Genomic DNA, 23,892 nt, shown 5'->3' on the forward strand with positions numbered 1-23,892 from the left:
TTTTTTTGTATAATAAAGATGTATCAATAAAAATGAAGTAATATATTTGATAGAGAATGGGGATGCGGATATATGACGATTAAATGGATTGATTGGGTAAAACAAATACAATCTATAGCTCAAGCGGGTTTAACGTATTCTAAGGATGTGTATGATATTGAGCGTTTCCAGCAATTACGAGATATTTCTATTTCAATGATGTCACATTACACGAAAACAGATTGGGAAGTCGTAGAGAAATTATTTGCAAGTGAGACGGGCTATCAAACACCTAAAGTTGATATAAGAGCGGTTGTTTTTCAAAATGAAAAGTTATTATTTGTGAAAGAAAAAAGCGATGGGAAATGGGCATTGCCAGGTGGATGGGCTGATGTCGGTTACACGCCAACCGAAGTTGCAGCAAAAGAAGTTTTCGAAGAGACTGGTTATGAGGTAGATCATTTTAAGTTACTAGCTATATTTGATAAAGAAAAACATCAACCATCTCCATCGGCGACGCATGTATATAAGATTTTCATTGGATGCGAGATTATTGGTGGAGAAAAGAAAACTAGTATTGAAACAGAAGAGGTGGAGTTTTTTGGTGAAAATGAATTGCCTAATTTATCAATTGCTAGAAATACAGAAGACCAAATTAAAGAGATGTTTGCCTACATGAAAGACCCGCAGAAAGAGAAATTAATAGATTAATCCTGCTTGAATTGTACATATTGTTAAAATGAAGATATTGGCAGATTGCAGCCTTTATGTAATAATGGGATGGTATGTGAAGAAAAAAGGAGATAAAAAAGAACATGTTAGCAAACATAATAGATCAGTTATTGCAATTTTTTGCAAGCTTAGGTTACTTTGGAGTAGCTCTTGCTTTAATGATTGAAGTAATCCCGAGTGAAATTGTACTTTCGTATGCTGGCTTTTTAGTAGCGAATGGTAAAATTAGTTTTGTAGGTGCAGTTATCGCCGGAACGATTGGTGGTACTTTAGCGCAAATCTTTTTATACTGGCTTGGATACTACGGAGGGCGTCCGGTTGTAGAGAAATATGGGAAATATCTACTTATTAATAAACATCATTTAGACATAGCAGAAGGTTGGTTTAAGCGTTATGGAGCAGGCGTAATATTTTCTGCGCGCTTTATCCCAGTAGTACGTCATGCGATCTCTATTCCAGCAGGACTAGCTAAGATGCCATTAAAACTATTTACACTTTATACGGTTGTAGCGATCATTCCATGGTCAATTCTATTTATATACTTAGGTGAAAAACTTGGTGGGAATTGGCGACAAATTAAAGAGTATGCATCTGATTACACACATTACATAATTATAGGAGCTGTTCTTTTTATTGCTCTATACTTTGGTTTGAAATATTTCAAAAAGAAAAAAGCAGCGCGTTAAAGTCAATGATTTTTCATTGGCTTTTTTTGTTTGTTTCGGTTCTAAAGAAAAGGAGTTGTCCATAATGTGTAATAATAAAGCGTAGCGGAGGAATGTGATGAAAGGGTCACCGTTTATACGTGGAACGATATTTTTAACGATGGCAACGATGATATCAAAAATGTTAGGGTTTATATATGTTATACCATTTACAGCGATGGTCGGTACGAGTGGTTACGTTCTATACACATATGCATATCGTCCTTATACCATCATGCTCAGTATAGCAACAATGGGATTACCGCTAGCTGTTTCAAAGATGGTATCAAAATATGATCAACTGAATGATTATCATACGGTTAAGAGAGTGTTGAAAAGTGGAATCGTGTTTATGTTTATAATGGGAGTCATTTCGTGTTTTACGTTATATATGCTAGCTCCGCATTTAGCTAAACTTGTCATCGATGGGAATGATCAAACGGGGAATAGTGTAGGAGCGGTTACTACTAATATTCGAATTGTAAGTTTTGCGTTAATACTTGTGCCAGTAATGAGTTTATTAAGGGGCTTCTTTCAAGGATTCCAATCGATGGGGCCTTCTGCATTAAGTGTAGTTGTAGAGCAATTTTTTCGGGTTTTAACCATTTTAATAGGAAGCTTTGTCGTTTTATATGTTTTAAAAGCTTCTGTTTCGCTAGCGGTTGGTATTTCAACGTTCGGTGCATTTATGGGAGCTGTAGGTGGATTAACTGTTTTAAGTGCGTATTATATAAGAAGGAGAAGGCACTTAAAGAAAAAAGAGATGGAAAGTATACCACAAACAACGAAATCTTTTTTCTCATTGTATAAGGAGCTCTTTACATATTCTATTCCTTTTGTTGTGGTGGGCTTAGCAATTCCGTTGTATCAGACGATTGATACATTTACAATTAATAAACTACTTATACAAATAGGGTATATGCAAGGAGAAGCGGAAAAAATTAATGCGATAATTGGTCTTGTTCAAATGGTTGTACTTATCCCGGTATCCGTTGCGACAGCTTTTAGTATGTCTCTCGTACCAGAGATGACGAAAGCTTATACAGCAGGAAATACGAAGCTATTGTACAAACATTTTACGAGAACAAATGTATTAGTAGTAGCAATTACGGTACCGGCGGCAATTGGAATGATGGTGTTAGCCAAACCTGTATATACTCTTTTATTCGGTGCTGGAAATGATCCAGAGATGGGGAGAATCATTTTACAGTATTATGCTCCTGCTTGCATACTATTTTCTCTTTTTACAGTAACGGCTGCTATGCTACAAGGAATCAATCAACAGCAGAAGACGGTGCTAGGACTAGTGATTGGAATTATTGTGAAGATAGTTTTAAATATTGTATTGCTTCCGTATTTCGATTATGTAAGTTTTATCATTTCAACATACGCGGGCTATACGATTTCAGTCGGGTTTAACTTGTGGATGCTTTCTAAATATGTTATAAAGGCAACATAAGCTTTTAAGGCAGAGAGCACTCTGTCTTTTTCTATGTTTATCCCGCTTTAACGGGCAGTGAGACCCTCACCGCACAATTCAGCGAAAGAAAAGAAGTTTGGTTGGGGGCGGATAACTCGTAAAAGCCCGATTTGTAAGGGCTAATAATTAGTGAGGATGAAGCCCTCCACTGATTAAAGTTTCACTTTATAATATTTTTCTTATAAAAACGTTTTCAAAATAATTTTTCTATTGAAATTTAAACGTATGTTTCATATGCTGAGAATGGCGGTTTAAAAACTGTGATTTAAGAGAGGTAGATTCCTACATGTAAAAAGAATCGGGGTGATAGTATGTTAAATATATATTTAACAGACCGAAACGGAAAACTACAAGAGATTGAGGAAATGCAAAAGGGGTGCTGGATTAATGTACTTCATCCAACAGAAGAAGAAATTCAATATCTAGTACAAACTTTAAATGTAGACTTAGATTTCATTAAAGACCCTTTGGATGATGAAGAACGCTCTCGTATTGAAAAGGAAGACAATAATACTTTAATTATCGTGGATATTCCGACAGTTAGACATGATGAAGAAGGAAATTCGATTTATGACACGATTCCAATAGGTATGATTGTGATGCCGGATTGTTTTGTTACAATCTGCTTAGAAGAGAATCCAATTTTTGAACGTTTTATTAATCAACGTATTAAAGAATTTTATACGTTTAAGAAGACGCGCTTTGCACTTCAGCTCTTATATACGATTTCTACTTATTATTTAAGATACTTAAAGCAAATAAATCGAAAAACAATTGATTTAGAGCATCAATTAAATCAGTCAATGAAAAATAAAGAGATTTTCACATTGTTAGGCCTTGAGAAAAGTTTAGTATACTTTACAACGTCATTAAAGGCTAATAAAATTGTAATTCAAAAGTTAATGCGTAATAGTACATTTTTAAAAATGTATGAAGACGATCAAGATTTATTAGAAGATGTATTAATTGAAAATAAACAGGCTATTGAAATGGCGGAAATATATAGTCACATTTTAAGTGGAATGATGAATACTTTTAGCTCCGTTATATCAAATAATTTAAATAGTGTTATGAAACTGTTAACGTCAATTACGATCATTTTATCTTTACCGACGATGGTTTCTAGTTTCTTTGGAATGAACGTAAAGGTTCCGTTTGAAGGGGAAGCCCACGGTTTTGTAATTGTACTCATCATATGTGTAACACTATCTTTCACGTTAGCTTTTGTTTTTTGGAAGAAACGTTACTTTTAACGATAAGAAAGCTGCTCTAGCATAGTTATATAACTACGCTAGAGCAGCTTTTTTGCTATGAAATCTCAAATTTTGAATAGAATATAACTTGTACAATGTAATGTATATAAAGGGTATGTATGCCATATAAACCTTGTTCAATTAATGAAATGGGGTTAAAATTACATATTGTTAATGAAAAGTTGGAGGAAATACATCATGGAATTGTTTCAATTACCGAAAGCATTCCTGCAAATGAATACAATTTTTATCTCCATATTGATCGAAGCACTTCCTTTCGTGCTCATTGGTGTATTTATTTCAGGATTCATTCAAATGTTCGTGACAGAAGATATGGTGGCAAAATGGATGCCGAAGAACCGATTTCTGTCTGTTTTATTAGCTACTTTTTTAGGTATGTTGTTTCCAGGTTGTGAATGTGGAATTGTTCCGATTGTAAGACGATTAATTGGAAAAGGCGTTCCACCATACGCAGGGATTGCATTTATGTTAACTGGACCTATTATTAATCCAGTTGTATTATTTGCTACTTATGTTGCCTTTGGGAGTAGTATGCACATGGTATGGTATCGTTCTATTGTAGCGATTATCGTAGCCATTATCGTTGGAATTATATTATCCTTTATGTTTAAAGAACATCAATTAAGAGATGATCACTTCCCAGAAGTGAATAATAAGCGTCCACTGCGTAAAAAAATGTGGGATGTATGTACACACGCTGTTGAGGAATTCTTCTCAATGGGAAAATATTTAGTACTAGGTGCGTTAATTGCAGCAGCGGTACAAACGTTTGTACAAACTTCAACACTTCTTGCTATTGGACAAGGTCCGTTTTCTTCATCAGCTGTTATGATGGGACTTGCTTATATATTATCACTTTGTTCAGAGGCAGATGCATTTATCGCTTCTTCGTTCCAAAGTACGTTTTCAACAGCTTCACTTGTCGCGTTCCTCGTTTACGGACCGATGGTGGATATTAAAAATATGTTTATGATGCTTGCGACATTTAAAACTAAATTTGTAATTGTTGTTATAGTTACAGTTACTCTTGTTGTTTATGCAAGCTCACTACTCATTTATGCGATGGGGTGGTAGGTTATGTTTCGAGCATATATATTATTAGGTTTTACAATATTAATTGCGCAGCTTCATATTTCCGGTAACATTACGAAGTATATCAATATGAAGTATGCCTATTTATCAACAACAGCAGCAATTATTTTAGGTTTCTTAACGATTATACAAATTATCGTCGTTTTCCAAAAAGAGCACCAAAAGGAAAAAGAGAAAAATGATTGCAGTTGTGACCATAGCCATTGCGGGCATGATCATTCAAAAGATGAGAATACATGGTGGAAAAAAGCATTTTCGTACTCCTTGTTTTGTTTTCCAATTATCTCAGGGTTATTTTTCCCAATTGCGACGTTAGATTCGGATATTGTTAAAGCGAAAGGATTTCACTTTCCTGTTGCACAAGCAGAAAGTAAGGATCCATTTATGACAAGACAATTTCTAAGACCTGATACGAGCATTTATTACGGGAAAGAAGGATACCGTGGTGTAATGGAAAAAGGGAAGAAAGAGTTTGTTACGAAAGACAATATTAATTTGAAAGATGAAGACTTCCTAAAGGGTATGGAAACAATTTATAATTATCCTGGCGAGTTTACTGGGAAAAAATTATCTTTTAAAGGGTTTGTTTTTAGGGATGATTCTTCTAAAAAAGAACAATACTTCTTATTCCGTTTCGGTATTATACATTGCGTAGCAGATTCTGGTGTGTATGGTATGTTAGTGAAAAAGCCAGAAGGCGTAGAGTGGAATAATGATGACTGGATTCAAGTAGAAGGAGAGATAACTACTGAGTTTTATCAGCCGTTTCATGCGAATATTCCTGTATTAGAAGTAACAAAATGGAATAAAGTTGAACAGCCGAAAGAACAATATGTATTTATAGGAGCCGATTGATAAAATCGGTTCTTTTTTGTGGACTAAAAGTTCTGAATGTTGTTAATATTAAACGTGTAGTTCATTTATTATAGTGATTATTGAAATATTAAGGATAAATCATTAAAGGGGTGATAACAATGACAGAAGTAAAGGGGAAAACAGCCAATGAGTCAAGGGTGTTCAAAACGAGCCGAGTATTCCCAACAGATTTAAATGATCATAACACGCTATTTGGTGGGAAGATATTATCGGAGATGGATATGGTTGCTTCTATTTCAGCATCCAGACATTCGAGAAAGGAATGTGTCACAGCATCTATGGACTGGGTCGATTTCTTACATCCTGTTCGTTCTTCAGATTGTGTTAGTTATGAATCTTTCGTAATTTGGACGGGAAGAACTTCGATGGAAGTGTTTGTGAAGGTAGTATCTGAATATTTAATTTCAGGTGAGAAGCGTATAGCGGCAACGTCATTCGTTACTTTTGTGGCACTTAGTAAGGAAAATAATCCAGTTCCAGTACCGCGTGTTATCCCTGACACAGAAGAAGAGAAAGAATCACATCGTATTGCTGTGTTACGTGCAGAACAGCGTCATATACGTAAGGCAGAGAGTAAGAAAGTAGCCACATTGTTAACCTTTTGAGATGAATATTTAGCCATTTAAGTTACTATAGCAGTCGGAAATGGTTTTAAAATGAAAAGCGGACACCTAAAAATAGGTGTCCGCTTTTATAGTTTTTTCATCCACATATCATATGACAGTAGCTACTTAGCAGAAGCAAGCAGCACCGACGATGATTAAGAGGATAAATAATACGACTAATAGCGCAAATCCATTACCATGTGCGAAGCCCATTGTTATTTCCTCCTTTTATTTTAAGATACAACATACAATATGCAAATGAGCTATTGTTTGATATGGACATATATCATGCAATGACATATTTTCTTGAATGATAATGTAATAAAAAAGGGAAGATATAGAAATAACAGTAAGTGGAGAAAGGAATTTATCCATGAAGCACTTTTTCGCTATAATCCTTTGTTTAATAGGTGTATTCATTTGGATGAACATCGATGTGGAAATGGGGAAGGAAATGGCTAGTGAATATGAATTAGGACAAGTTCGATTAGGTGAATTTCAATTATATACGAACGGTGAAGAGTTATATAGAAAATTATTTGAGGATATAAACGATGCAGAAAAGTATATATATATCCATTTTTATATTGTAGGAAAAGATGAAATAAGCCAAGAGTTTTTACAGTTATTAGAGAAAAAAGCATCTAGCGGAGTAGAAGTGAAATTGTCAGTCGATCGGATAGGTGGATATAAGCTGAAGAAAAAGGTAATTAGCCGATTAAAGGAAAACGGTGTGAAGTTTACATTTAGTAAAAAACCGAAACTGAAAAATGTGTTCTATTCTTTGCATCAACGGAATCATAGACGTATTGTTACGATAGATGGAAAGGTATCATACGTCGGTGGTTTTAATATCGGAAAGGAGTACCTTGGACAAAATCCAAAGTTTGGGCCATGGCGTGATTATCACGTGCGCATCCATGGTGAGGGTGCAGCGGATATGGAAAGAAAGTTCGCCGAAGATTGGAAAGAAGATACAGGAGAAAAAATGCCTATACATGAAAGTATACCTACATTAGGGAATGTGAAATATCAATATTTATTTTCAAATGGAAAAGGCTTATGGGAAAAGTATGGGGCACTTTTAAAAAAGGCTAAAAAGTCTTTAATTATCGCTACACCATATTTTGTACCAAGTAAAGAAATGGTGAAAGAGTTAAAAGCTGCATTAAATCGTGGTGTTAATGTGAAAATTCTCGTGCCATTTAAAAGTGATGCCATATTGTTAAAACAAGCTGCCTATCCATATTTGAAAGATATGTTACATGCTGGAGCGGAGATTTATCAATATCGAAATGGATTTTTTCATGGGAAAGTAACAATTATTGATGGAGAAATTGTTGATATTGGGACAGCGAATTTTGATAATAGAAGTTTTTATTTAAATTGTGAGTCTAACTGTATCATATATGATAAAACAGTTGTTGATGAAGTATGGAGTCGATTACAGGTAGACTTTCATAAATCAAAACGATTTTCTGAAGAAGATTTTGAGAAAATTAGTAGATGGGATTGGTTTTTAGCGAGAATAGCGAATGTTTTAGCATCATATTTATAGTATATGGACAAAAGAGAAGGGAGGCGCTTTAATGGACTGTATGAAAGAATTAATGAAATATAGTTATATGCTAATATACAAGGTTGGAGAGTATGCTGGAAAGGTCAGAGACGAAGAATTAAAAAATCTATTACAGCACCATTTACCATATATGTTACAAGCATATAATGAACAAGTAAATTTTCAAGAAGGAGAGAATGTGCAGCATATAACCTGTGAAACAATGGAGTTTGATTTGCATGAAATGGGAAAGGAAACAGTTAGTAAATATACAGGGGATATTCATATTGCAACCAGTTATATTGCGCATTTGAAACGATTAGCTTTAAAGTTTGCTCAAGTTGCAGTGGAAGTTGCTAACCCAGAGTTTCGCTCATTTTTGGAAAATTGTTTCCTGAAAATGAACCGTTACGCTTATAGTGTGTGGCAATATGTTATGAAGAAGGAATATAAGATTACACATCTGTATGAAAATGAAAAGTTTGCATGAGAAACTAAGGCGAAATGGTATGCGCCTTAGTTTTTTTACGTCCATTGAGAGAAAAAACTAGTTTTATTGTGTATCGATTGGAAATGAAATATATAAATTAAAATTAGGTTTTGTTATCGGAAAATTTACAAAAATTTACCGTATATTTACTGTTTTTCAATCTCTCCTTTAAAAATAGAGAGTAATATGAGGTTGTACATATTCTATCACAAGGAGGAAACGCAAATGAACAAATGGGTTAAATCATTAACTGCTATGGCACTTGCAAGTTCTTTATTAATGGTAGGTTGTAGTAAAGGTGAGGACAAGAAGAAAGAAGACGACACAACAACACAACAAGAGGACAAAAAGGATAAAGAAACAAGCGGAACCGAGAAGTCTACTGATTCTAAAGAAAAGAAATAAAGTAATAATAAAGCTTCCTCTTATATATGAGGAAGTTTTTTTGTTGTAAATTGACTAAGATTATTGAAAAATAGAAAGAGAATGAAAGAGGGGGAAAACAAATGAAAGTATGTATATTGGGAGCAACAGGACGAGTAGGTTCAAACATAATTAATTTAGCATTAAAGGATTCAGCTGAAGTGACTGCATTAGCGCGTGATTTAAATAGAATAGAAATACAACATGAAAGGTTAAGAGTGATAGAAGGGAATGTATTGAACGAAAATGATATAAAGAAAGCGATAGAAGGAAGTGATATAGTAATTAGTGCACTTGGAACGGATCAAAATGGAACATTAGCGAAGAGTATGCCACAAATTATAAAGGAAATGGAAGAAGATGGGATTCGCGGGATCATAACAATAGGAACAGCTGGTATTTTACAAGCAAGAACAGATCTAAATTTATATCGTTTTCAATCAACGGAATCAAAAAGGAAAACGACAACGGCAGCGGAAGATCATTTGGCTGCATATAAGGTACTAAGTAATAGTAATAATTTATGTTGGACAGTTGTTTGTCCGACACATTTAATAGATGGTGAGGCGACAGAGGTATATCGAACTGAAAAAGATATATTGCCAGAGGGTGGATCAAAAATTACAGTGGGTGATACAGCACACTTTGCATGGGATCTATGTAAGAAAAATATATATGAAAATAGTCGAGTAGGTATTGCATATTAAAAAACCATCCCAAAGTCGGGATGGTTAAAAGATGATATAACACAAGAAGATGATAATCATAATGATTTGGAGAATTGCTTTCGCTACTGTACTGCTTAAAAAACCAACTACAGTAGCGACTCCAACTAGAAAAGCATCTTTTGGCGATTTTTTATGTACTAGTTCTGTTATAAATACTGATAAGAACGGTATGATAATAAGTCCGAATGGTGGGAAGAAGAACGAGCCGACAATGATAGAAATCATTCCGACACGTTCACCCCATTTAGAACTACCGTATTTTTTTAAGAAATATCCATTTGCAATAAAATCAGCAACGAAAATGAAAAGAGTGAAAATGACTTGAATAATCCAAAAAGAAGTTGTTAATTCGCCTCCATTTATACCGAAATGGTAAATCAAATATCCAGCCCAGACAGCTAGTATGCCAGGGATAATTGGATAAATAAAGGCGAGAAATGAAACAACGAAACAGGCAATGATACAAATTGTTAATAAAACAGTCACTTTATAGCTCCTTTTTAATATCTAGTTTATGTACAGCAACTTTTTTGACTTGATGTCCATCAAGTTCTAATACTTTAAATTGAAAACCAGCATATTCAATGGAATAGCCAGCTTCAATATTTAAGTCAACTGCTTGAGAGAGAAGCCATCCTCCGATTGTATCTAAATCACTATCATCAATATGTAGGCCAAACATATCATTTACTTCAGAAATAAGCACCTTTCCGTCTAAAACAGTAAGCTTAGGTGTACGCTTTTCAATCATAGGTGATTCATCAGCATCGAATTCATCTTGAATTTCTCCAATGATTTCTTCAAGAATATCTTCCATCGTTAAAAGTCCGGCAGTACCACCATATTCATCCATAACGATTGCCATCTGAACGCGATTTTTTTGAAGGTGGACTAACGTTTTACGAATTGGAACTGTTTCAAATACAGTTAGAACAGGATGTATATAAGATTCAAGTGGTTTATAAATACCTTTCGTTTGATCATGGAATACTTCTTTCGTATTGATCATCCCAATGATATCATCTTTATCTTTTTCAATGATTGGATAGCGTGTATATTTTTCAGTAGCGACGATATCCATATTTTCTTCTAACGTATTTTCAGTAGACAAGCAAATCATTTCGGTACGAGGAACCATAATTTCTTTCGCAACTCGATCATCAAATTCAAAAATGTTATTTACATATTTATATTCGGTTTGGTTTATTTCACCGCTTTTAAAACTTTCACCTAAAATGAGTCGCAATTCCTCTTCAGAATGAGCAAGTTCACTTTCCTTCGCAGGTTCTAATCCGAGTAGTTTTGTGAAAAATATAGCTGTACTATTGAGTAGCCAAATGAATGGATACATAATTTTATCAAATAAAATAAGCGGTCTTGCAAATTTGAGTGTGATTGCTTCTGCTTTTTGAATTGCGAAAGACTTTGGAACTAATTCACCTAATACAACGTGGAAAAATGTAATAACACTAAAAGCAATAACAAAAGATAAAGTGTTAGCCATTGTTCCAGTAATATTAATTTTTTCAAAGAGCGGTCGTAGTATATGTTCCACAGTCGGTTCACCAAGCCAACCAAGCCCTAAAGAAGTGATTGTAATTCCGAGCTGACAAGCTGATAAATAAACATCTAAATTAGATAGGACGCTTCTTGCAGCTAAAGCTTGTTTATTACCTTCATTTGCAAGTTGGTCAATTCGACTTTTTCGTACTTTTACAACAGCGAATTCTGATGCAACGAAAAAGCCAGAAATAAGAATAAGTACAAAGATGAGAAAAATATTTAATATGTCCAAGCGTGTTCTCCATTCCAAGGTCTGGAATAAAGATGTCACCTCCTGCAATTATGTTATACTTTTATAATAAATCCAAATGAAAAGAATAGTCAAAGGAAAAGGGTAAATATTGGTATGTTTCTGTAATAGTTTTTGAATTTGCTGTTATTTTGTCCGCTATACAAAAGGAATAACCCCCTACTTTTAGATTATAGAGGGTTATTTTAAATTAAGGTTTTGGAACACTTCTCGTTAAAGTGTATGACTGTTGCTTGGAGTAGTTTGTGGTCCATAGTGTTTGAAGGAAAGAAAGTATGCTATATGGGATATAGAGTAGTAATAAGCCAATTGTAACAATTATAGGTGAATTTCCGCCAAATTGAACGATAAATTGTAACAGTCCATTTGCATGAAAAACGCATTCCATAAAAACGAATGAAAGAATAATGGAACCTAAAATTGATTTATGATTCGAAGTAAGCGCCAAAAACAATGTATCCACAAGAAAAGAATCATGTTTTATTTCATATTCATTTGTGTTTTTTAAGAAAGGAATCCATTTTTTTACTGCTTGCATAACGATAATCATGGAAGTACTACATACGATGATAAATGATGAGTAGTAAGGAAGGTTTATAAATTGTGCGATGTATAGAAGTAGTAATAAGACTGAACATTGTAATACTACAGTGCAAAAAGAGTAAGGTATCCATTTCAATACAGTAGTAAACTTTTTAAACGAGTTAGGTACTTTGAAAAATAAATGGCCGATACCCAAACTTATGAAAAATCCGATCGCAAGGGTAAAAGTAAAACGAACAATCGATATAAAATATATTTCCCATATGTAAGGGAATAATGGTGTTGAATGATTAGAAGTATGTATCATTTGGTTTGCTGAGAAAAAGATAGATTCATGCATCCAATCAACCTTTGGAATTGATATAGAAGAAAGCTGTGCGAAGTTTTGAAAAATGCTAATAAATCCATTTTGATAAGAGTAATTGTGTGTAATAAAAAGAGCTGGAATAGGACTTATGGCAAAAATAACAATAACACCAATTATAAATTTACATATATGTGAGCGTAATAAGGACATATAACCACCTACTCTTAGAATATTCAGAAAATTCTTATTCTTATTTTAGCTTTTTTTGAAAGAAGTTACAATATATTTTTCATTTAGTAATTCAGAGAGAAGATTTGATAGCAAAAATATACAAGTGAAGGATTCATGAATAAATTATGACAAGAAAATGAATAATTTTCAGAAAAATAAAATAAATTATTTATTTTTTTCTGAAAATATAATATAGTTATGGCACAGAAAGTATTTTAACATAAGGAGGCTTTTTATGAGGATTAAAGGGAATTACGTGCCGAAAAGGGAAGTTTTACTGTGCTCAAGTTCGATTACGATTGGGGAAGCGTTAGAGCATTTAAATAAAACGGGGTATCGCTGTGTACCAGTTTTAGATGAAAAAAAAGAGAAATTTTTAGGGAATATATATAAAGTAGATATTTTAGAATATAAAGGATCACTTGATGAGAGTGTAATACAATTATTAAACGATAAAGAAGGATTTGTGAGAGAAGATTCATCTTTCTTTAAAGTATTTTTTACAATAAAAAAATTGCCTTATTTATCAGTAGTTGACGAAAAAGGGGTTTTCCTTGGAATTTTAACGCATAAAAAAGTTTTTGAGTTATTAGAGGATGCATGGGGCGTTCACTCTAGTAAATACTCTGTCATGATTGGAACGCAAGACTATAATGGAGCAATCCAAAAATTATCGACAGTTTTAAAGAAATACACTGGTATTCAAAGTTTGATGACTTTTGATAATGATGCCTTATTAGTTCGTAGAATTATGTTTACATTAGGAGAAGAGTTTAACGACGGTGAATTAGAGACATTATTGAAAGATTTAGAAGATCACGGATTTAGAGTTGTGTATGTGGAAGAGATGAAAAATCCACGTGAAGTTGAAACGATAGAGTAACATAACAAAAGCCATCTAATTATATATTAGATGGCTTTTGTATGTTACGTGTATAAAGTTATTTGAAAATAACAATTGAATAATAGGTGAGATTGTAACAATATTTGTGTAAGAGAATAAAAAATGTAGATAATTTCGATTTTCAAAAAAATCAATTTGAAAATATGTTTTTATTTTGCAAATAAATATGTTACTATATGTGTGATAAAAACAAAGAGGTCTGACATCTACACTCCACGTAATAACACTCTAATGATTTGAAAATTCAAAAAAATCAAAATTCAAAATAATAATTGTATTAATGATTAGAGTAAAAATAAGGGGAATGGAGAAATTATGGAGAAAGACACTGCTTTGTAAGGGGCATATTTTATCATCTTGAGCAGAGAGGAGGATGCATAGCATATTGTAAAATATAGAGATAAACAATGAAAAAGTGCTATGCAAATGAAGAGCATGAAGGGACGTTTAAGGCCAGGTGATACGGTAGCAATTGGTTTAATGCTATTTGCATTATTTTTAGGAGCAGGAAATTTAATTTTTCCGCCAGTTTTAGGTCAACAAGCAGGAGAGAATGTTTGGATTGCTACAATAGGATTCCTTGTAACGGGAGTCGGATTACCCCTACTAGCTGTAACAGCTGTCGCGTTTGTAGAGGGGGACTTGAAAGCGCTATCTTCTAGAGTCCACCCTATATTTGCGTTTATTTTCCCATTGATTAGTTATTTAGCAATTGGACCATTTTTCGCGATTCCTCGTACTGGAGCTGTTTCGTTTGAAATGGGTATGAAGCCGTTTTTATCAGAGGCAATGGTTTCAGAGTGGTACATGCTATTTCTTTTCACGATAGTTTTCTTCGGAATAACGTGGTATTTATCATTAAATCCATCTAAATTAGTGGATTGGTTCGGAAAGTTTCTTACACCATTATTAGTATTAATTGTCGCTGTTATTGTCGGAAAGGCAATTATTGATCCAATTGGAGAGCCAGCTGCGCCGTTAGCTGCTTACAAAGAAAATGCTTTCTTTGGTGGATTTATTCAAGGATATTTAACGATGGATGCAATTAGCGCGCTCGTATTCGGAATTGTCGTTGTACAAGTTATCCGCTCTAAAGGGATAAAAGAGAGTAGTCAAATTGCAAAAATAACAGTAGTATCAGGTATTATTGCTGTACTTGGTTTAACGTTAATTTATTTATCACTTGCTTATCTTGGTTCAACAAGTACATCACTTGGTATCTCAGAAAACGGTGGCCTTATTTTAACGAATGTTGTAAATGAGCTATATGGGACGAGTGGTAAAATTTTATTAGGGCTTGTTATTATACTCGCTTGTTTAACAACTTCTGTTGGGTTAACATCTGCGTGTGCAGGTTTCTTTACAAACTTATTCCCAAAACTTTCGCATAAAACGATTGTAACAATGGTATGTGTATTTAGTTTAATTGTATCTAACCTAGGTTTAACACAATTAATCGCAGTAACATTACCTGTGTTAATGATCATTTATCCAGTTGCAATTGTATTAATCGTACTTTCGTATTTCCATAAGTGGATTGGGAAGCGTAATACAATTTATATTGGAGCTATTTTAGGTGCATTGTTAATTAGTTTCTTTAACGGTTTAGAAAGTGCGAAAATTAAAATTGACGCGATTTCTAATGTACTACAAATGTTACCGTTATATAACGAAGGAATCGGATGGTTAATTCCATCATGTATTGGCGGGATTCTTGGTTTCTTCTTCTATAAATCAAATGAATCAAGTGAATTACAAAAGAAAGGTGCTTAGGCACCTTTCTTTTTTTGAAGGGGATTTTTGTATTTTGTCTAAGTAATAATTGGGGGGAATGATAAATGGCTAATTTTGAAGATTTTTTAAATTTGGATTTGAGAATTGGAACTGTAATACATGCAGAGGAATTTAAAGAAGCGAGAGTACCAGCGATTAAACTAGCAATAGATTTTGGAGAAATCGGGATAAAGCAGTCAAGTGCTCAAATTACGAAAAGGTATATTCCAGAAGATTTAATCGGTCAACAAATCGTTGCTGTTGTAAACTTTCCACCAAAGCGTGTAGCTGGATTCAAATCAGAAGTGCTTGTGCTTGGTGGTGTTCCTGAAGCTGATGATGTTGTGTTACTTCAGCCTAATATGGAATTGCCAAATGGAACAAAAATTAGCTAGGGTGAAGGTAGGGGCTAATATGGATATCGGACGAGAATATTTGCAATGTGCGATTTCGAACTTTAAAGCAACAAAGAAACAAGGGGAACGGGCACTTTCTCAATTATCATATGAACAAATACAATGGTCTTCTCATGAAGAAACAAATAGTATAGCGATTATTATTAAGCATCTGCACGGTAATATGCGTTCTAGATGGACGGATTTTTTAACGTCTGATGGTGAAAAAACAGATCGTAATCGAGATGGTGAATTTGAAGGATGCTATCATTCAAAAGAAGAAACCCTTATAGCTTGGCAAGAAGGATGGAAATATGTTTTTAATACGATGAATACTTTAACGCCGGAACACTTATTGAAGACGGTATACATTCGCGGTGAAGCACATACTGTCATGCAAGCAATTGAAAGGCAAATTTCTCATTATGCATTGCATATTGGTCAGATTATTTACATTGGGAAGATGTTAAAAGAAAATGAGTGGGAATGTTTAAGTATTCCGAGAGGTCAGTCTGCGCGTTATGTAGAGAAAAAACGTTCAACATAATAATAAGAAAGAAACCGATAAAAAATAGGAAAAAAGAAAGTCAGCCAAATAATAGATGGTTCTGTAATCATAAGAATACTGCCAAAAATAAGTCCATATATAATAAGAAAGAAATTGACAAGTGTATTCACAGGGAGAAATCGTGAGATAAATACTTGCTGTCGTTTAAAACAATCACTGTGAAATAAATAAAAGCGGAAGTACCATGTGGCTGTAATAAGGTCTTTCTTTCTCACAATTCTTTTTTTGCATGTATGACAGATAAATGGTGGTTGCATTTCATTACGCTCCATTTTTTATTTTCATAATAATGTGAGACAAAAGTAGGTACAAAGTGTATGTTCCTATATACGCTCCTGCAATAAGGAAAAATGGATTCAGTAAAATTCCATGAATGCTCGTCATGAAAACTAAATCTTGTATTAAAACATCGTATATATTAATGGAAATAATTGTACCAAGTACATATAGTGCCAAGTACGCAGAAATATGTAGCACAATAGAGATTTTTGGTTGCTTAGCGGACAAATAAAAAATGAATGATAGAGCGATTGGTAATATTCCTATTAATAGCTTCAATTCATTTCACCTCATTAACAATATAGCCGAAATTTTAACGGTCTATTCTCTAGGGCTTGTACATAACTTGAAATAGAGAGGTGATAGTATGAATCGGGGCTTTTTTTTTATGAAGTTTACAAATATGCGTAAGTTAGTTTTATTTGTTATTACTACAGTGCTAGCGACTTTTTTTCTTATTAGTCTGATGGTAACCTCTATGAAAGAGACAAAGTCAACGTATTTATATAATTGGTTAAATGAGTTATCGATGAATGGTTACATGTATGTACTTGGAAAAGAGAATCATTATTTTACACAGGAGTATCGAAATTTGAATCAAGATTTTTCAATTTCTTCTTTTCTCTTTTCTATGGCTACAAATATTCGCTTTAATGATGTACGCAGTTTTGTCGGGAAAGAGCTCCCGGGATTTGGTAAGTACGATACAGAAATTGTTATTGCGGGTGAGGGTACAAATTATTCTAACTTACCGATAGAGTCGAGTGTTCCTCTTGAAGAAGTAGTGAAGGAACGGACTAGTGGAACTGGACAAGCACCTAAACAAGATACGAATAAAGAGAAAAAACAGCCGTCCCAAACGACTGGGAAGAGACAAGTTGCGTTTATTTATCATACACATAGCTGGGAATCTTATTTACCTTTACTTAACTTAACGAATGACCCGAATCCGAATAAAGCAACGAGTTCTGTGTCGAATATTTCTATATTAGGAGATCGTTTCCGTGAACAACTAGAAGGTGAAGGGATTGGGGCTACTAACGATAAGAGTGATGTTGGTCAAAAGTTAATAAGTAAAGGTTTAAACAGTAATAGTTCGTATAAAATGTCACGAGAAATTGTGCAGCAAGCTATGGCTGGAAATAAAGATCTTCAATACTTTTTTGATTTGCATCGTGATAGTGCCCGAAAGAATGTAACGACAAAAACAATTGGAGATAAATCATATGCAAAGCTTGCATTTGTAGTAGGGAAAGGAAATAAAAACTATGAAAAAAACTTACAATTAGCGACAGCTTTACATGAGGCGATTAATAAGAAATATCCAGGAGTGAGCCGTGGGGTCATTCAAAAAGGGTTCCAGACAGGAAATGGAATCTATAATCAAGACCTATCAGGACAAGCGATATTAATAGAAGTTGGTGGTGTAGATAATACAGAGGAAGAATTGAATCGATCAATTGATGCACTTGCTAAAGCATTTGGTGAATATTTTTGGCAGGCAGAAAAAGTGAATGGATAAAGTGAATGGATAAAGTGAAACGTGAATTAGCCAGGACATCTATCGATAATTATTAGCTCACTTCAATCTTGGAAAAACGTAAGTGTAATGCTTGCGTTTTTTCTTTGTAATGGTGAGATGTCACAGAATAGACATAATTTGTCGTTGTTATAGTAATATCGAAATTTGTCAATTTATAGTAGGAGATTTACAAAGGGATTTTCGAGAAAGTAGAGAAAATCTTTTTATAAGGAAAACTTTTTATTATGAAACTGGTAGGGTGATTGAAGTGATTAGAGAGATCGAAATAGAAGATGCAGCATCATTTTTACAATTAAGTAAGCAATTAGATGAAGAAACGAAGTTTATGTTATATGAACCAGGAGAAAGAAAAACTACAGCTGAGCAACAAGAAAAAATAATCGATCGATTTATAGAAAATGAATATGCAACAATATTTGTAGCAGTTGAAGATGAGAGGATAGTAGGTTTTATATTAGTGAATGGAAATAACATTCAAAGAAAGAGACATGTGGCAACCATTGTAATTGGTATTTTGCAAGAGTATAACGGGCGAGGTATTGGGACGAGATTGTTTAAAGAGGTTGAGAAGTGGGCAAAATTACATGATGTATGGCGTTTAGAATTAACAGTAATGGCCCACAATACAAGAGCTCAGACACTATATAAAAAAGCTGGATTTGAGAAAGAAGGTGTCAAAAAAGCTGCTCTTATTATCGATGGAAAGTGCATCGATGAGTATGAAATGGCCAAATTATTAAAATAAGAGGTCGTTATATGAAAAAAAGATGGGCACTACTTGGTATTGTAGCTGCAATAATTATTGTTGGAGTAGCAGGAATCAATTATAAAATGTATAAGGATAAGCAGGCGCGGGAAGTAAGTGTAAATAGCATATTTCCGAAAGCGAAAGAAACGATTGCTAATATGGATGGGGATATTGCGGTAATTAATAATCCGAATTCAATGCTTGTACTTGTAAATAAAAGTAGGCGTTTACCAGATGGGTATAGACCGCCAGATTTAGTTATTCCGAAAGTGCGCTACTCTAGTGAAGGTGATCAAGAAAAGAAAAAGATGAGAAAAGAGGCAGCGAGGGCGCTTGAGGATATGTTTCAGCAGGCTGACAACGAGCGTATTTTTCTTTTTGCAGTTTCTGGATTTAGATCTTTTGATCGACAAAAAGCATTAAATACGATGTATAAAAAACAAGACGGGGAAGCAAAAACAGCAATGTCTAGCGCGGTTCCTGGCACAAGTGAGCATCAAACTGGACTAGCTATGGATATTACGTCTCAATCTGCTAAATTTCAGTTAGAGACAGTTTTTGGGGAAACGAAAGAAGGTCAGTGGCTTTCTGAAAATGCCCATAAATTTGGTTTTGTGGTTCGATACACAAAAGCGAAAGAAACGATTACGGGCTATCGGTATGAACCATGGCACGTAAGGTATGTGGGAAATCCACAAGCTACATATTTGTATGATAATCAACTGACGCTTGAAGAAGTAACAGAGTGAACAATTGAGGGGAGAGATGTACAATGACGATGTTATATAAGAAAAAAGTACATGCATATATTACAAGAGAACAAGAGGGGGTTATGCAATTACTTGTTTTTAAACATCGTGATATACATGAAGCTGGTATTCAAGTGCCAGGGGGAACGGTTGATGAAGGTGAAACGTTAGAAGCTGCTATATTGCGTGAAGTACAGGAAGAATCCGGATTGCGTCATTTATGCATAGAGCGGTTTTTAGCAGATTACATTATACATATGAAAGAAAAACAGGAGTATGAAAAACGCCACTTTTTCCATGTAACTTTACTAACAGATGTAAAGGATACTTGGGAACATATTGTAAGTGCTGGTGAGGAAGATAAAGGATTAGTATTTTGCTATGAATGGGTTGATATTGCAAAATGCCCTGAATTAGCTGGGAAACAAGGTGAGTTTTTACATTTATTAGATGAAGTATACGCACAGTAATGTAAGAGTCTGAAGCGAAGGTTAATCCGTTTCAGACTTTTTTTATTTTTCGGGAAATTAAAGGTGTTTAAATAAGAGTATTGAATTTCTTTAAAGGGATATTAATTTAGGATGTGTTGAGATGAAAAATTGAAAAAGTAAGGGGTATATGTTAAAAAAGTTCATATAAGGGAGAATATAAATGGAAATTCAGTTTAATTCAATCTTAAAAAAGGAATTAACAATTCAAGATATTCAAAATGAAATGGAATCTGGAAAGCTAACTTCAAAAGAGCTAGTGATGTATTATCTCTATAGAATTGCAAAGTATGATCAAGACGGGCCGAAAATCAATTCAATTTTAGAAATCAATCCAGATGCTATTTTTATTGCAGAAGCGTTAGATTATGAAAGAAAGACAAACGGCGTAAGGGGACCATTGCATGGAATACCTGTTTTGCTTAAGGATAATATTGAAACGAATGACTTCATGCATACAAGTGCAGGTACAATAGCTCTAGAACAAAATATAAGCAGTGAAGATGCATTTCTCGTTACTAAACTGCGAGAAGCAGGGGCAGTGATAATAGGAAAAACGAATATGACAGAATTAGCAAATGCAATGTCTTTTGAAATGTGGGCTGGATATAGTGCAAGAGGTGGTCAAACAATCAATCCATATGGAACGGGCAAGGATCATATGTTTGTTGGCGGATCTAGTACAGGATCTGCAATAGCAGTTGCTGCTAACTTTACAGTAGTATCTGTTGGGACAGAAACCGATGCTTCTATTTTGAGCCCCGCTGTTCAAAATTCTGTAGTAGGTATTAAACCGACTGTCGGTTTAATTAGTCGTAGAGGAATTATTCCATTTACTTATTCGCAAGATACAGCTGGACCATTTGCTAGAACGGTAACCGATGCTACTATTTTGCTAGGGAGTTTAACTGGAGTGGATGAGAAAGATGTAGTTACTCACAAAAGTGACGGTAGGGCATATCGGGATTATACATCTTACCTTGATGCAAATGGTTTAAATGGAGCGAAGATTGGTGTGTTTAACGATGCACCAAAAGATTATTACGAAAATGGTGAGTATGATGAAATCTTGTTTAAGGAAACGATCCAAGTATTACGTAATGAAGGAGCGACAGTAGTAGAAAATATTGATATTCCTTCTTTTCATAGAGAATGGAGCTGGGGAGTTCCGCTTTATGAGCTGAAGCATAGTTTAGATAACTATCTTACTAAATTACCTTCTACTATCCCGGTACATTCTATTTCGGAGTTAATGGAGTTTAATAAAAACATAGCAGAAAGAGCTTTAAAATATGGACAAACTAAGTTAGAGGGAAGAAAAGATTTTCCTAATACGTTACGAAATCCAGAATATTTAAATGCGAGATTAGAAGATATATATTTTTCTCAAGAACAAGGCATTGATTTTGCATTGGAAAAATATAATCTTGATGCGATACTGTTTCCTTCCTATATAGGTTCTACTATATGTGCGAAAGCGGGTTATCCGTCTATAGCAATACCAGCAGGGTATATGGAAAGCGGGAGGCCTTTTGGAATTACCATTGCAAGCACTGCCTTTAGTGAAGGGATATTAATTAAATTAGCTTATGCTTTTGAACAAGCGACAAAGCATAGAAAAATCCCCAGCTTATCATGAATAGAATAAACAAAGAGGACAGGAATCCCTATCCTCTTTGTTTTAGTGATTAAATTGAAATATCGTTCTGCTCTGTCTTATGATATTTTAATAAACTAAAAGATAAACAAGCGGAACATAAAATAAGAATAGAAGCGATGATATAAATTGTACGAACACCGAACATATCAGTAATAATGCCAATGCTAAGCATAGATAGTCCAGAGGCTGTTGAAAGAAGTGCGCCATGTGCTGTATACATTTTTGATAATAAAGAAGGGGCGACACTTGATTGTAAAACAGTCGTTTGGGAAATATCTCTAATTTGATAACATGGTCCCATTAGAACACATAGAAAAAGCGCAATAAATCCGCTGCTTGTCATACCATATAAAAATGTAAGAATGCTAAATATAAGAGAGCTAATCGACATAGATCGTATTAAATTGTTTTGAATATAGGAACTCATTTTCCATGCTAATAGACCACCGATTAACGTGCCAACATAATAACTTGTATTAATATATCCCCACCATTCTTCGCCCTTATGAAGGATAGTCGTAACGTATGCCATCGTAATAGCACCAATCCATATTGTCCCTGCGAAAGTTTCGATTAAGTCCATATATGTAACGGTACGGAGAGAAGGATTTTGAAATAGGAGTTTCCAACCTTCCAATAAAACAGTACTTTTGGAAGAGGGAGAATCTGCTATTCTTTCAGTATGTATGGAACGTAATGAAAAATGTAATGCAATGCATCCGAAAATCATTAAAATGTTATTAATCATGAGTGTAGAAGTAGCGCCAATGAGAAGAACGACAATACTCGTAAATGAATAAGCAACGGCTTGCACAATTTGTGTTGAAAAGGAAAAGATACTATTTACTTTTACTAATTTTTCTTTCGGTGTAAGGCGTGGAAGAATACCGTATAATAATGGAGCACTCCACCCGCTACATAATGAAATGACAAAAATAAAAGTTAATAGAGCTATAATGTTTGTGGATAAGACCGGGAACAAAATCATTAATAATAGTAAAAAGACTGTTTTCAACCATTGGAGCGTATATAACAGCGTATAAGATGGAAAACGATTTATTATAAGTGGTGCAGAGATGTTAGCAATTAGATTTGTGATAACTTGTAATAATGGAAAAAGAGCAGTAATAGTAGCTGATTTAGTTGCTATATAAATATGAGTTGTAATAATCATTACATATACGATGTCAGCGAGAGTAATGCATATTTTGGAACCTAAATAGTAGATTAGTGACAGGTTTCTCAATAAGAATATCACCTCTATAAAAAATAGTATTTAGTAATTGTAATAATTGTAATTTAAAAATTAAAATTTTTAAAGAATTTAATTTTTTGTCACTTTTTGAAAGGGATTTTCATGTATAATGAAGAATATATTGATATAGTATTATATTAATGATCATTGTAACAGTGAATATGTACAATAGCTTGTAGCAAACGCCCAAGTGTAAGAAAGGGCGGATAAACCATTCTTTTCTTCATATACATATAGAAAATGAGAAAGAAAGTGAGGGTTGCATATGGCTGCTTGGGTAATTTGGTTTATAATAGCTGGTATTTTATTTATCGCGGAAATGTTGTCGATTACATTTTACATGCTTTGGCTTGGAATTGGAGCTGTTGTCGGAGGTCTTATTGCTTTGTTTGCTCCTGATGCACTACTGTTACAAGTTACTGTTGGTGCAATTGTAAGTTTAACTTTGACATTCTTTACGAAAAGAATTTCAAAAAACTTTCGAGAAGCAAAAGGTTTTACTGATACAGTAGATATGCTTGTTGGTAAAAGAGGGATTGTTATGCAAGCGATTACAAATGAAGCGAATGGTATTGTGAAGGTGGATGGAGATACTTGGACAGCTATTGCAGATTCTTCAATTGATGCTGGAGAAAAAGTCGTTGTTATAAAGAGGCATAGTACTATATTACAAGTGAAAAAGGAGAGTGAATAAA

General features: G+C 34.1%; 28 protein-coding genes. 21 read left to right on the forward strand and 7 right to left on the reverse strand.

Going from position 1 to position 23,892, the window contains the following annotated elements; genetic code table 11:
* Positions 1-72: 72 nt before the first annotated feature.
* From BC_RS10155 to BC_RS10185, 7 genes are all read left to right on the forward strand, one after another.
* Positions 73-690, forward strand: a complete 618-nt coding sequence (locus tag BC_RS10155; RefSeq protein WP_000153584.1) for an NUDIX hydrolase N-terminal domain-containing protein — start codon at positions 73-75, stop codon at positions 688-690.
* Positions 691-794: 104 nt separating this feature from the next.
* Positions 795-1,397, forward strand: coding sequence for a DedA family protein (locus BC_RS10160; RefSeq protein ID WP_000880691.1), 603 nt, complete (start codon positions 795-797; stop codon positions 1,395-1,397).
* A gap of 97 nt (positions 1,398-1,494) precedes the next feature.
* Positions 1,495-2,874: a putative polysaccharide biosynthesis protein gene (locus tag BC_RS10165; RefSeq protein WP_000678845.1), complete on the forward strand. Its 1,380-nt coding sequence runs from the start codon at positions 1,495-1,497 to the stop codon at positions 2,872-2,874.
* 332 nt (positions 2,875-3,206) lie between these two features.
* Positions 3,207-4,148: a magnesium transporter CorA family protein gene (locus BC_RS10170; protein WP_000932389.1), complete on the forward strand. Its 942-nt coding sequence runs from the start codon at positions 3,207-3,209 to the stop codon at positions 4,146-4,148.
* A 198-nt stretch (positions 4,149-4,346) separates the two neighbouring features.
* On the forward strand, positions 4,347-5,243 hold the full coding sequence (locus tag BC_RS10175; protein WP_000418716.1) for a permease: 897 nt from the start codon (positions 4,347-4,349) through the stop codon (positions 5,241-5,243).
* A 3-nt stretch (positions 5,244-5,246) separates the two neighbouring features.
* Positions 5,247-6,116, forward strand: coding sequence for a TIGR03943 family putative permease subunit (locus BC_RS10180; protein WP_000488042.1), 870 nt, complete (start codon positions 5,247-5,249; stop codon positions 6,114-6,116).
* 119 nt (positions 6,117-6,235) lie between these two features.
* Entirely contained in the window at positions 6,236-6,742 is a 507-nt protein-coding gene (locus BC_RS10185; RefSeq protein WP_000141176.1) for an acyl-CoA thioesterase, read from the forward strand.
* Positions 6,743-6,868: 126 nt separating this feature from the next.
* On the opposite strand, the gene BC_RS10190 is transcribed toward BC_RS10185, so the two are convergent.
* Positions 6,869-6,955: a YjcZ family sporulation protein gene (locus BC_RS10190; RefSeq protein ID WP_000505094.1), complete on the reverse strand. Its 87-nt coding sequence runs from the start codon at positions 6,953-6,955 to the stop codon at positions 6,869-6,871.
* 160 nt (positions 6,956-7,115) lie between these two features.
* Here BC_RS10190 and cls point away from each other — a divergent pair, with 160 nt between their 5' ends.
* The 4 genes from cls (at position 7,116) to BC_RS10210 (ending at position 9,920) form a co-directional block, all read left to right on the forward strand.
* Entirely contained in the window at positions 7,116-8,300 is a 1,185-nt protein-coding gene (gene cls, locus BC_RS10195; RefSeq protein WP_002023919.1) for a cardiolipin synthase, read from the forward strand.
* A 31-nt stretch (positions 8,301-8,331) separates the two neighbouring features.
* Complete coding sequence (locus BC_RS10200) at positions 8,332-8,790, forward strand: spore coat protein (RefSeq protein ID WP_000340527.1); 459 nt, start codon at positions 8,332-8,334, stop codon at positions 8,788-8,790.
* 225 nt (positions 8,791-9,015) lie between these two features.
* Positions 9,016-9,195 (forward strand): hypothetical protein, encoded by a 180-nt coding sequence (locus tag BC_RS10205; protein ID WP_001045960.1) that lies wholly within the window; start codon positions 9,016-9,018, stop codon positions 9,193-9,195.
* 101 nt (positions 9,196-9,296) lie between these two features.
* Positions 9,297-9,920 (forward strand): NAD(P)-dependent oxidoreductase, encoded by a 624-nt coding sequence (locus BC_RS10210; protein ID WP_000861643.1) that lies wholly within the window; start codon positions 9,297-9,299, stop codon positions 9,918-9,920.
* Between the two features lie 24 nt (positions 9,921-9,944).
* Here BC_RS10210 and BC_RS10215 read toward each other — a convergent pair whose 3' ends face one another.
* From BC_RS10215 to BC_RS10225, 3 genes are all read right to left on the reverse strand, one after another.
* Entirely contained in the window at positions 9,945-10,427 is a 483-nt protein-coding gene (locus tag BC_RS10215) for a DUF456 domain-containing protein (RefSeq protein WP_000217339.1), read from the reverse strand.
* Position 10,428: 1 nt separating this feature from the next.
* Entirely contained in the window at positions 10,429-11,736 is a 1,308-nt protein-coding gene (locus BC_RS10220; RefSeq protein ID WP_000353738.1) for a hemolysin family protein, read from the reverse strand.
* A 208-nt stretch (positions 11,737-11,944) separates the two neighbouring features.
* Positions 11,945-12,814: a hypothetical protein gene (locus BC_RS10225; RefSeq protein ID WP_000055268.1), complete on the reverse strand. Its 870-nt coding sequence runs from the start codon at positions 12,812-12,814 to the stop codon at positions 11,945-11,947.
* A gap of 256 nt (positions 12,815-13,070) precedes the next feature.
* Here BC_RS10225 and cbpA point away from each other — a divergent pair, with 256 nt between their 5' ends.
* The 4 genes from cbpA (at position 13,071) to BC_RS10245 (ending at position 16,454) form a co-directional block, all read left to right on the forward strand.
* The gene (gene cbpA / locus BC_RS10230) at positions 13,071-13,718 is read left to right on the forward strand and encodes a cyclic di-AMP binding protein CbpA (protein WP_001220526.1); all 648 of its coding nucleotides are present in this window, start codon (positions 13,071-13,073) and stop codon (positions 13,716-13,718) included.
* A 456-nt stretch (positions 13,719-14,174) separates the two neighbouring features.
* Positions 14,175-15,512, forward strand: a complete 1,338-nt coding sequence (gene brnQ4, locus BC_RS10235; RefSeq protein ID WP_011110049.1) for a branched-chain amino acid transport system II carrier protein BrnQ4 — start codon at positions 14,175-14,177, stop codon at positions 15,510-15,512.
* A 65-nt stretch (positions 15,513-15,577) separates the two neighbouring features.
* On the forward strand, positions 15,578-15,907 hold the full coding sequence (gene csaA / locus BC_RS10240; RefSeq protein ID WP_001263013.1) for a chaperone CsaA: 330 nt from the start codon (positions 15,578-15,580) through the stop codon (positions 15,905-15,907).
* The gene (locus BC_RS10245; RefSeq protein ID WP_000435830.1) at positions 15,888-16,454 is read left to right on the forward strand and encodes a DUF1572 domain-containing protein; all 567 of its coding nucleotides are present in this window, start codon (positions 15,888-15,890) and stop codon (positions 16,452-16,454) included. Before csaA ends, BC_RS10245 begins: the two co-directional genes overlap by 20 nt.
* On the opposite strand, the gene BC_RS10250 is transcribed toward BC_RS10245, so the two are convergent.
* Together BC_RS10250 and BC_RS10255 are read right to left on the reverse strand one after the other, a co-directional pair.
* On the reverse strand, positions 16,427-16,732 hold the full coding sequence (locus BC_RS10250; protein WP_164928330.1) for a permease: 306 nt from the start codon (positions 16,730-16,732) through the stop codon (positions 16,427-16,429). The two genes, BC_RS10245 and BC_RS10250, sit on opposite strands and share 28 nt — an antisense overlap.
* A 4-nt stretch (positions 16,733-16,736) precedes the next feature.
* The gene (locus BC_RS10255) at positions 16,737-17,033 is read right to left on the reverse strand and encodes a hypothetical protein (protein ID WP_000770738.1); all 297 of its coding nucleotides are present in this window, start codon (positions 17,031-17,033) and stop codon (positions 16,737-16,739) included.
* An 88-nt stretch (positions 17,034-17,121) separates the two neighbouring features.
* On the opposite strand from BC_RS10255, the gene spoIIP reads away from it, so the two are divergent.
* The 5 genes from spoIIP to BC_RS10280 all read left to right on the forward strand — a co-directional run bounded on the left by spoIIP (position 17,122) and on the right by BC_RS10280 (position 21,921).
* A complete protein-coding gene (spoIIP, locus tag BC_RS10260; protein ID WP_001079278.1) occupies positions 17,122-18,276 on the forward strand; it encodes a stage II sporulation protein P in 1,155 nt (384 codons plus the stop codon).
* Between the two features lie 268 nt (positions 18,277-18,544).
* On the forward strand, positions 18,545-19,042 hold the full coding sequence (locus tag BC_RS10265; protein ID WP_000617568.1) for a GNAT family N-acetyltransferase: 498 nt from the start codon (positions 18,545-18,547) through the stop codon (positions 19,040-19,042).
* An 11-nt stretch (positions 19,043-19,053) separates the two neighbouring features.
* Positions 19,054-19,794, forward strand: a complete 741-nt coding sequence (locus BC_RS10270) for a M15 family metallopeptidase (protein ID WP_000747649.1) — start codon at positions 19,054-19,056, stop codon at positions 19,792-19,794.
* 23 nt (positions 19,795-19,817) lie between these two features.
* Positions 19,818-20,264 carry an NUDIX hydrolase gene (locus tag BC_RS10275; RefSeq protein ID WP_000178293.1) on the forward strand — a complete coding sequence of 149 codons (447 nt, stop codon included), beginning with the start codon at positions 19,818-19,820 and terminating at the stop codon, positions 20,262-20,264.
* A gap of 181 nt (positions 20,265-20,445) precedes the next feature.
* Complete coding sequence (locus BC_RS10280) at positions 20,446-21,921, forward strand: amidase family protein (RefSeq protein WP_000405420.1); 1,476 nt, start codon at positions 20,446-20,448, stop codon at positions 21,919-21,921.
* A 49-nt stretch (positions 21,922-21,970) separates the two neighbouring features.
* On the opposite strand, the gene BC_RS10285 is transcribed toward BC_RS10280, so the two are convergent.
* On the reverse strand, positions 21,971-23,188 hold the full coding sequence (locus BC_RS10285) for an MFS transporter (RefSeq protein WP_001245231.1): 1,218 nt from the start codon (positions 23,186-23,188) through the stop codon (positions 21,971-21,973).
* 274 nt (positions 23,189-23,462) lie between these two features.
* On the opposite strand from BC_RS10285, the gene BC_RS10290 reads away from it, so the two are divergent.
* Positions 23,463-23,891: an NfeD family protein gene (locus BC_RS10290; protein WP_000741976.1), complete on the forward strand. Its 429-nt coding sequence runs from the start codon at positions 23,463-23,465 to the stop codon at positions 23,889-23,891.
* Position 23,892 lies beyond the last annotated feature (1 nt).

Origin of the sequence: Bacillus cereus ATCC 14579 (genome assembly GCF_000007825.1) — a bacterium.
In the GTDB taxonomy this organism is placed as follows: domain Bacteria; phylum Bacillota; class Bacilli; order Bacillales; family Bacillaceae_G; genus Bacillus_A; species Bacillus_A cereus.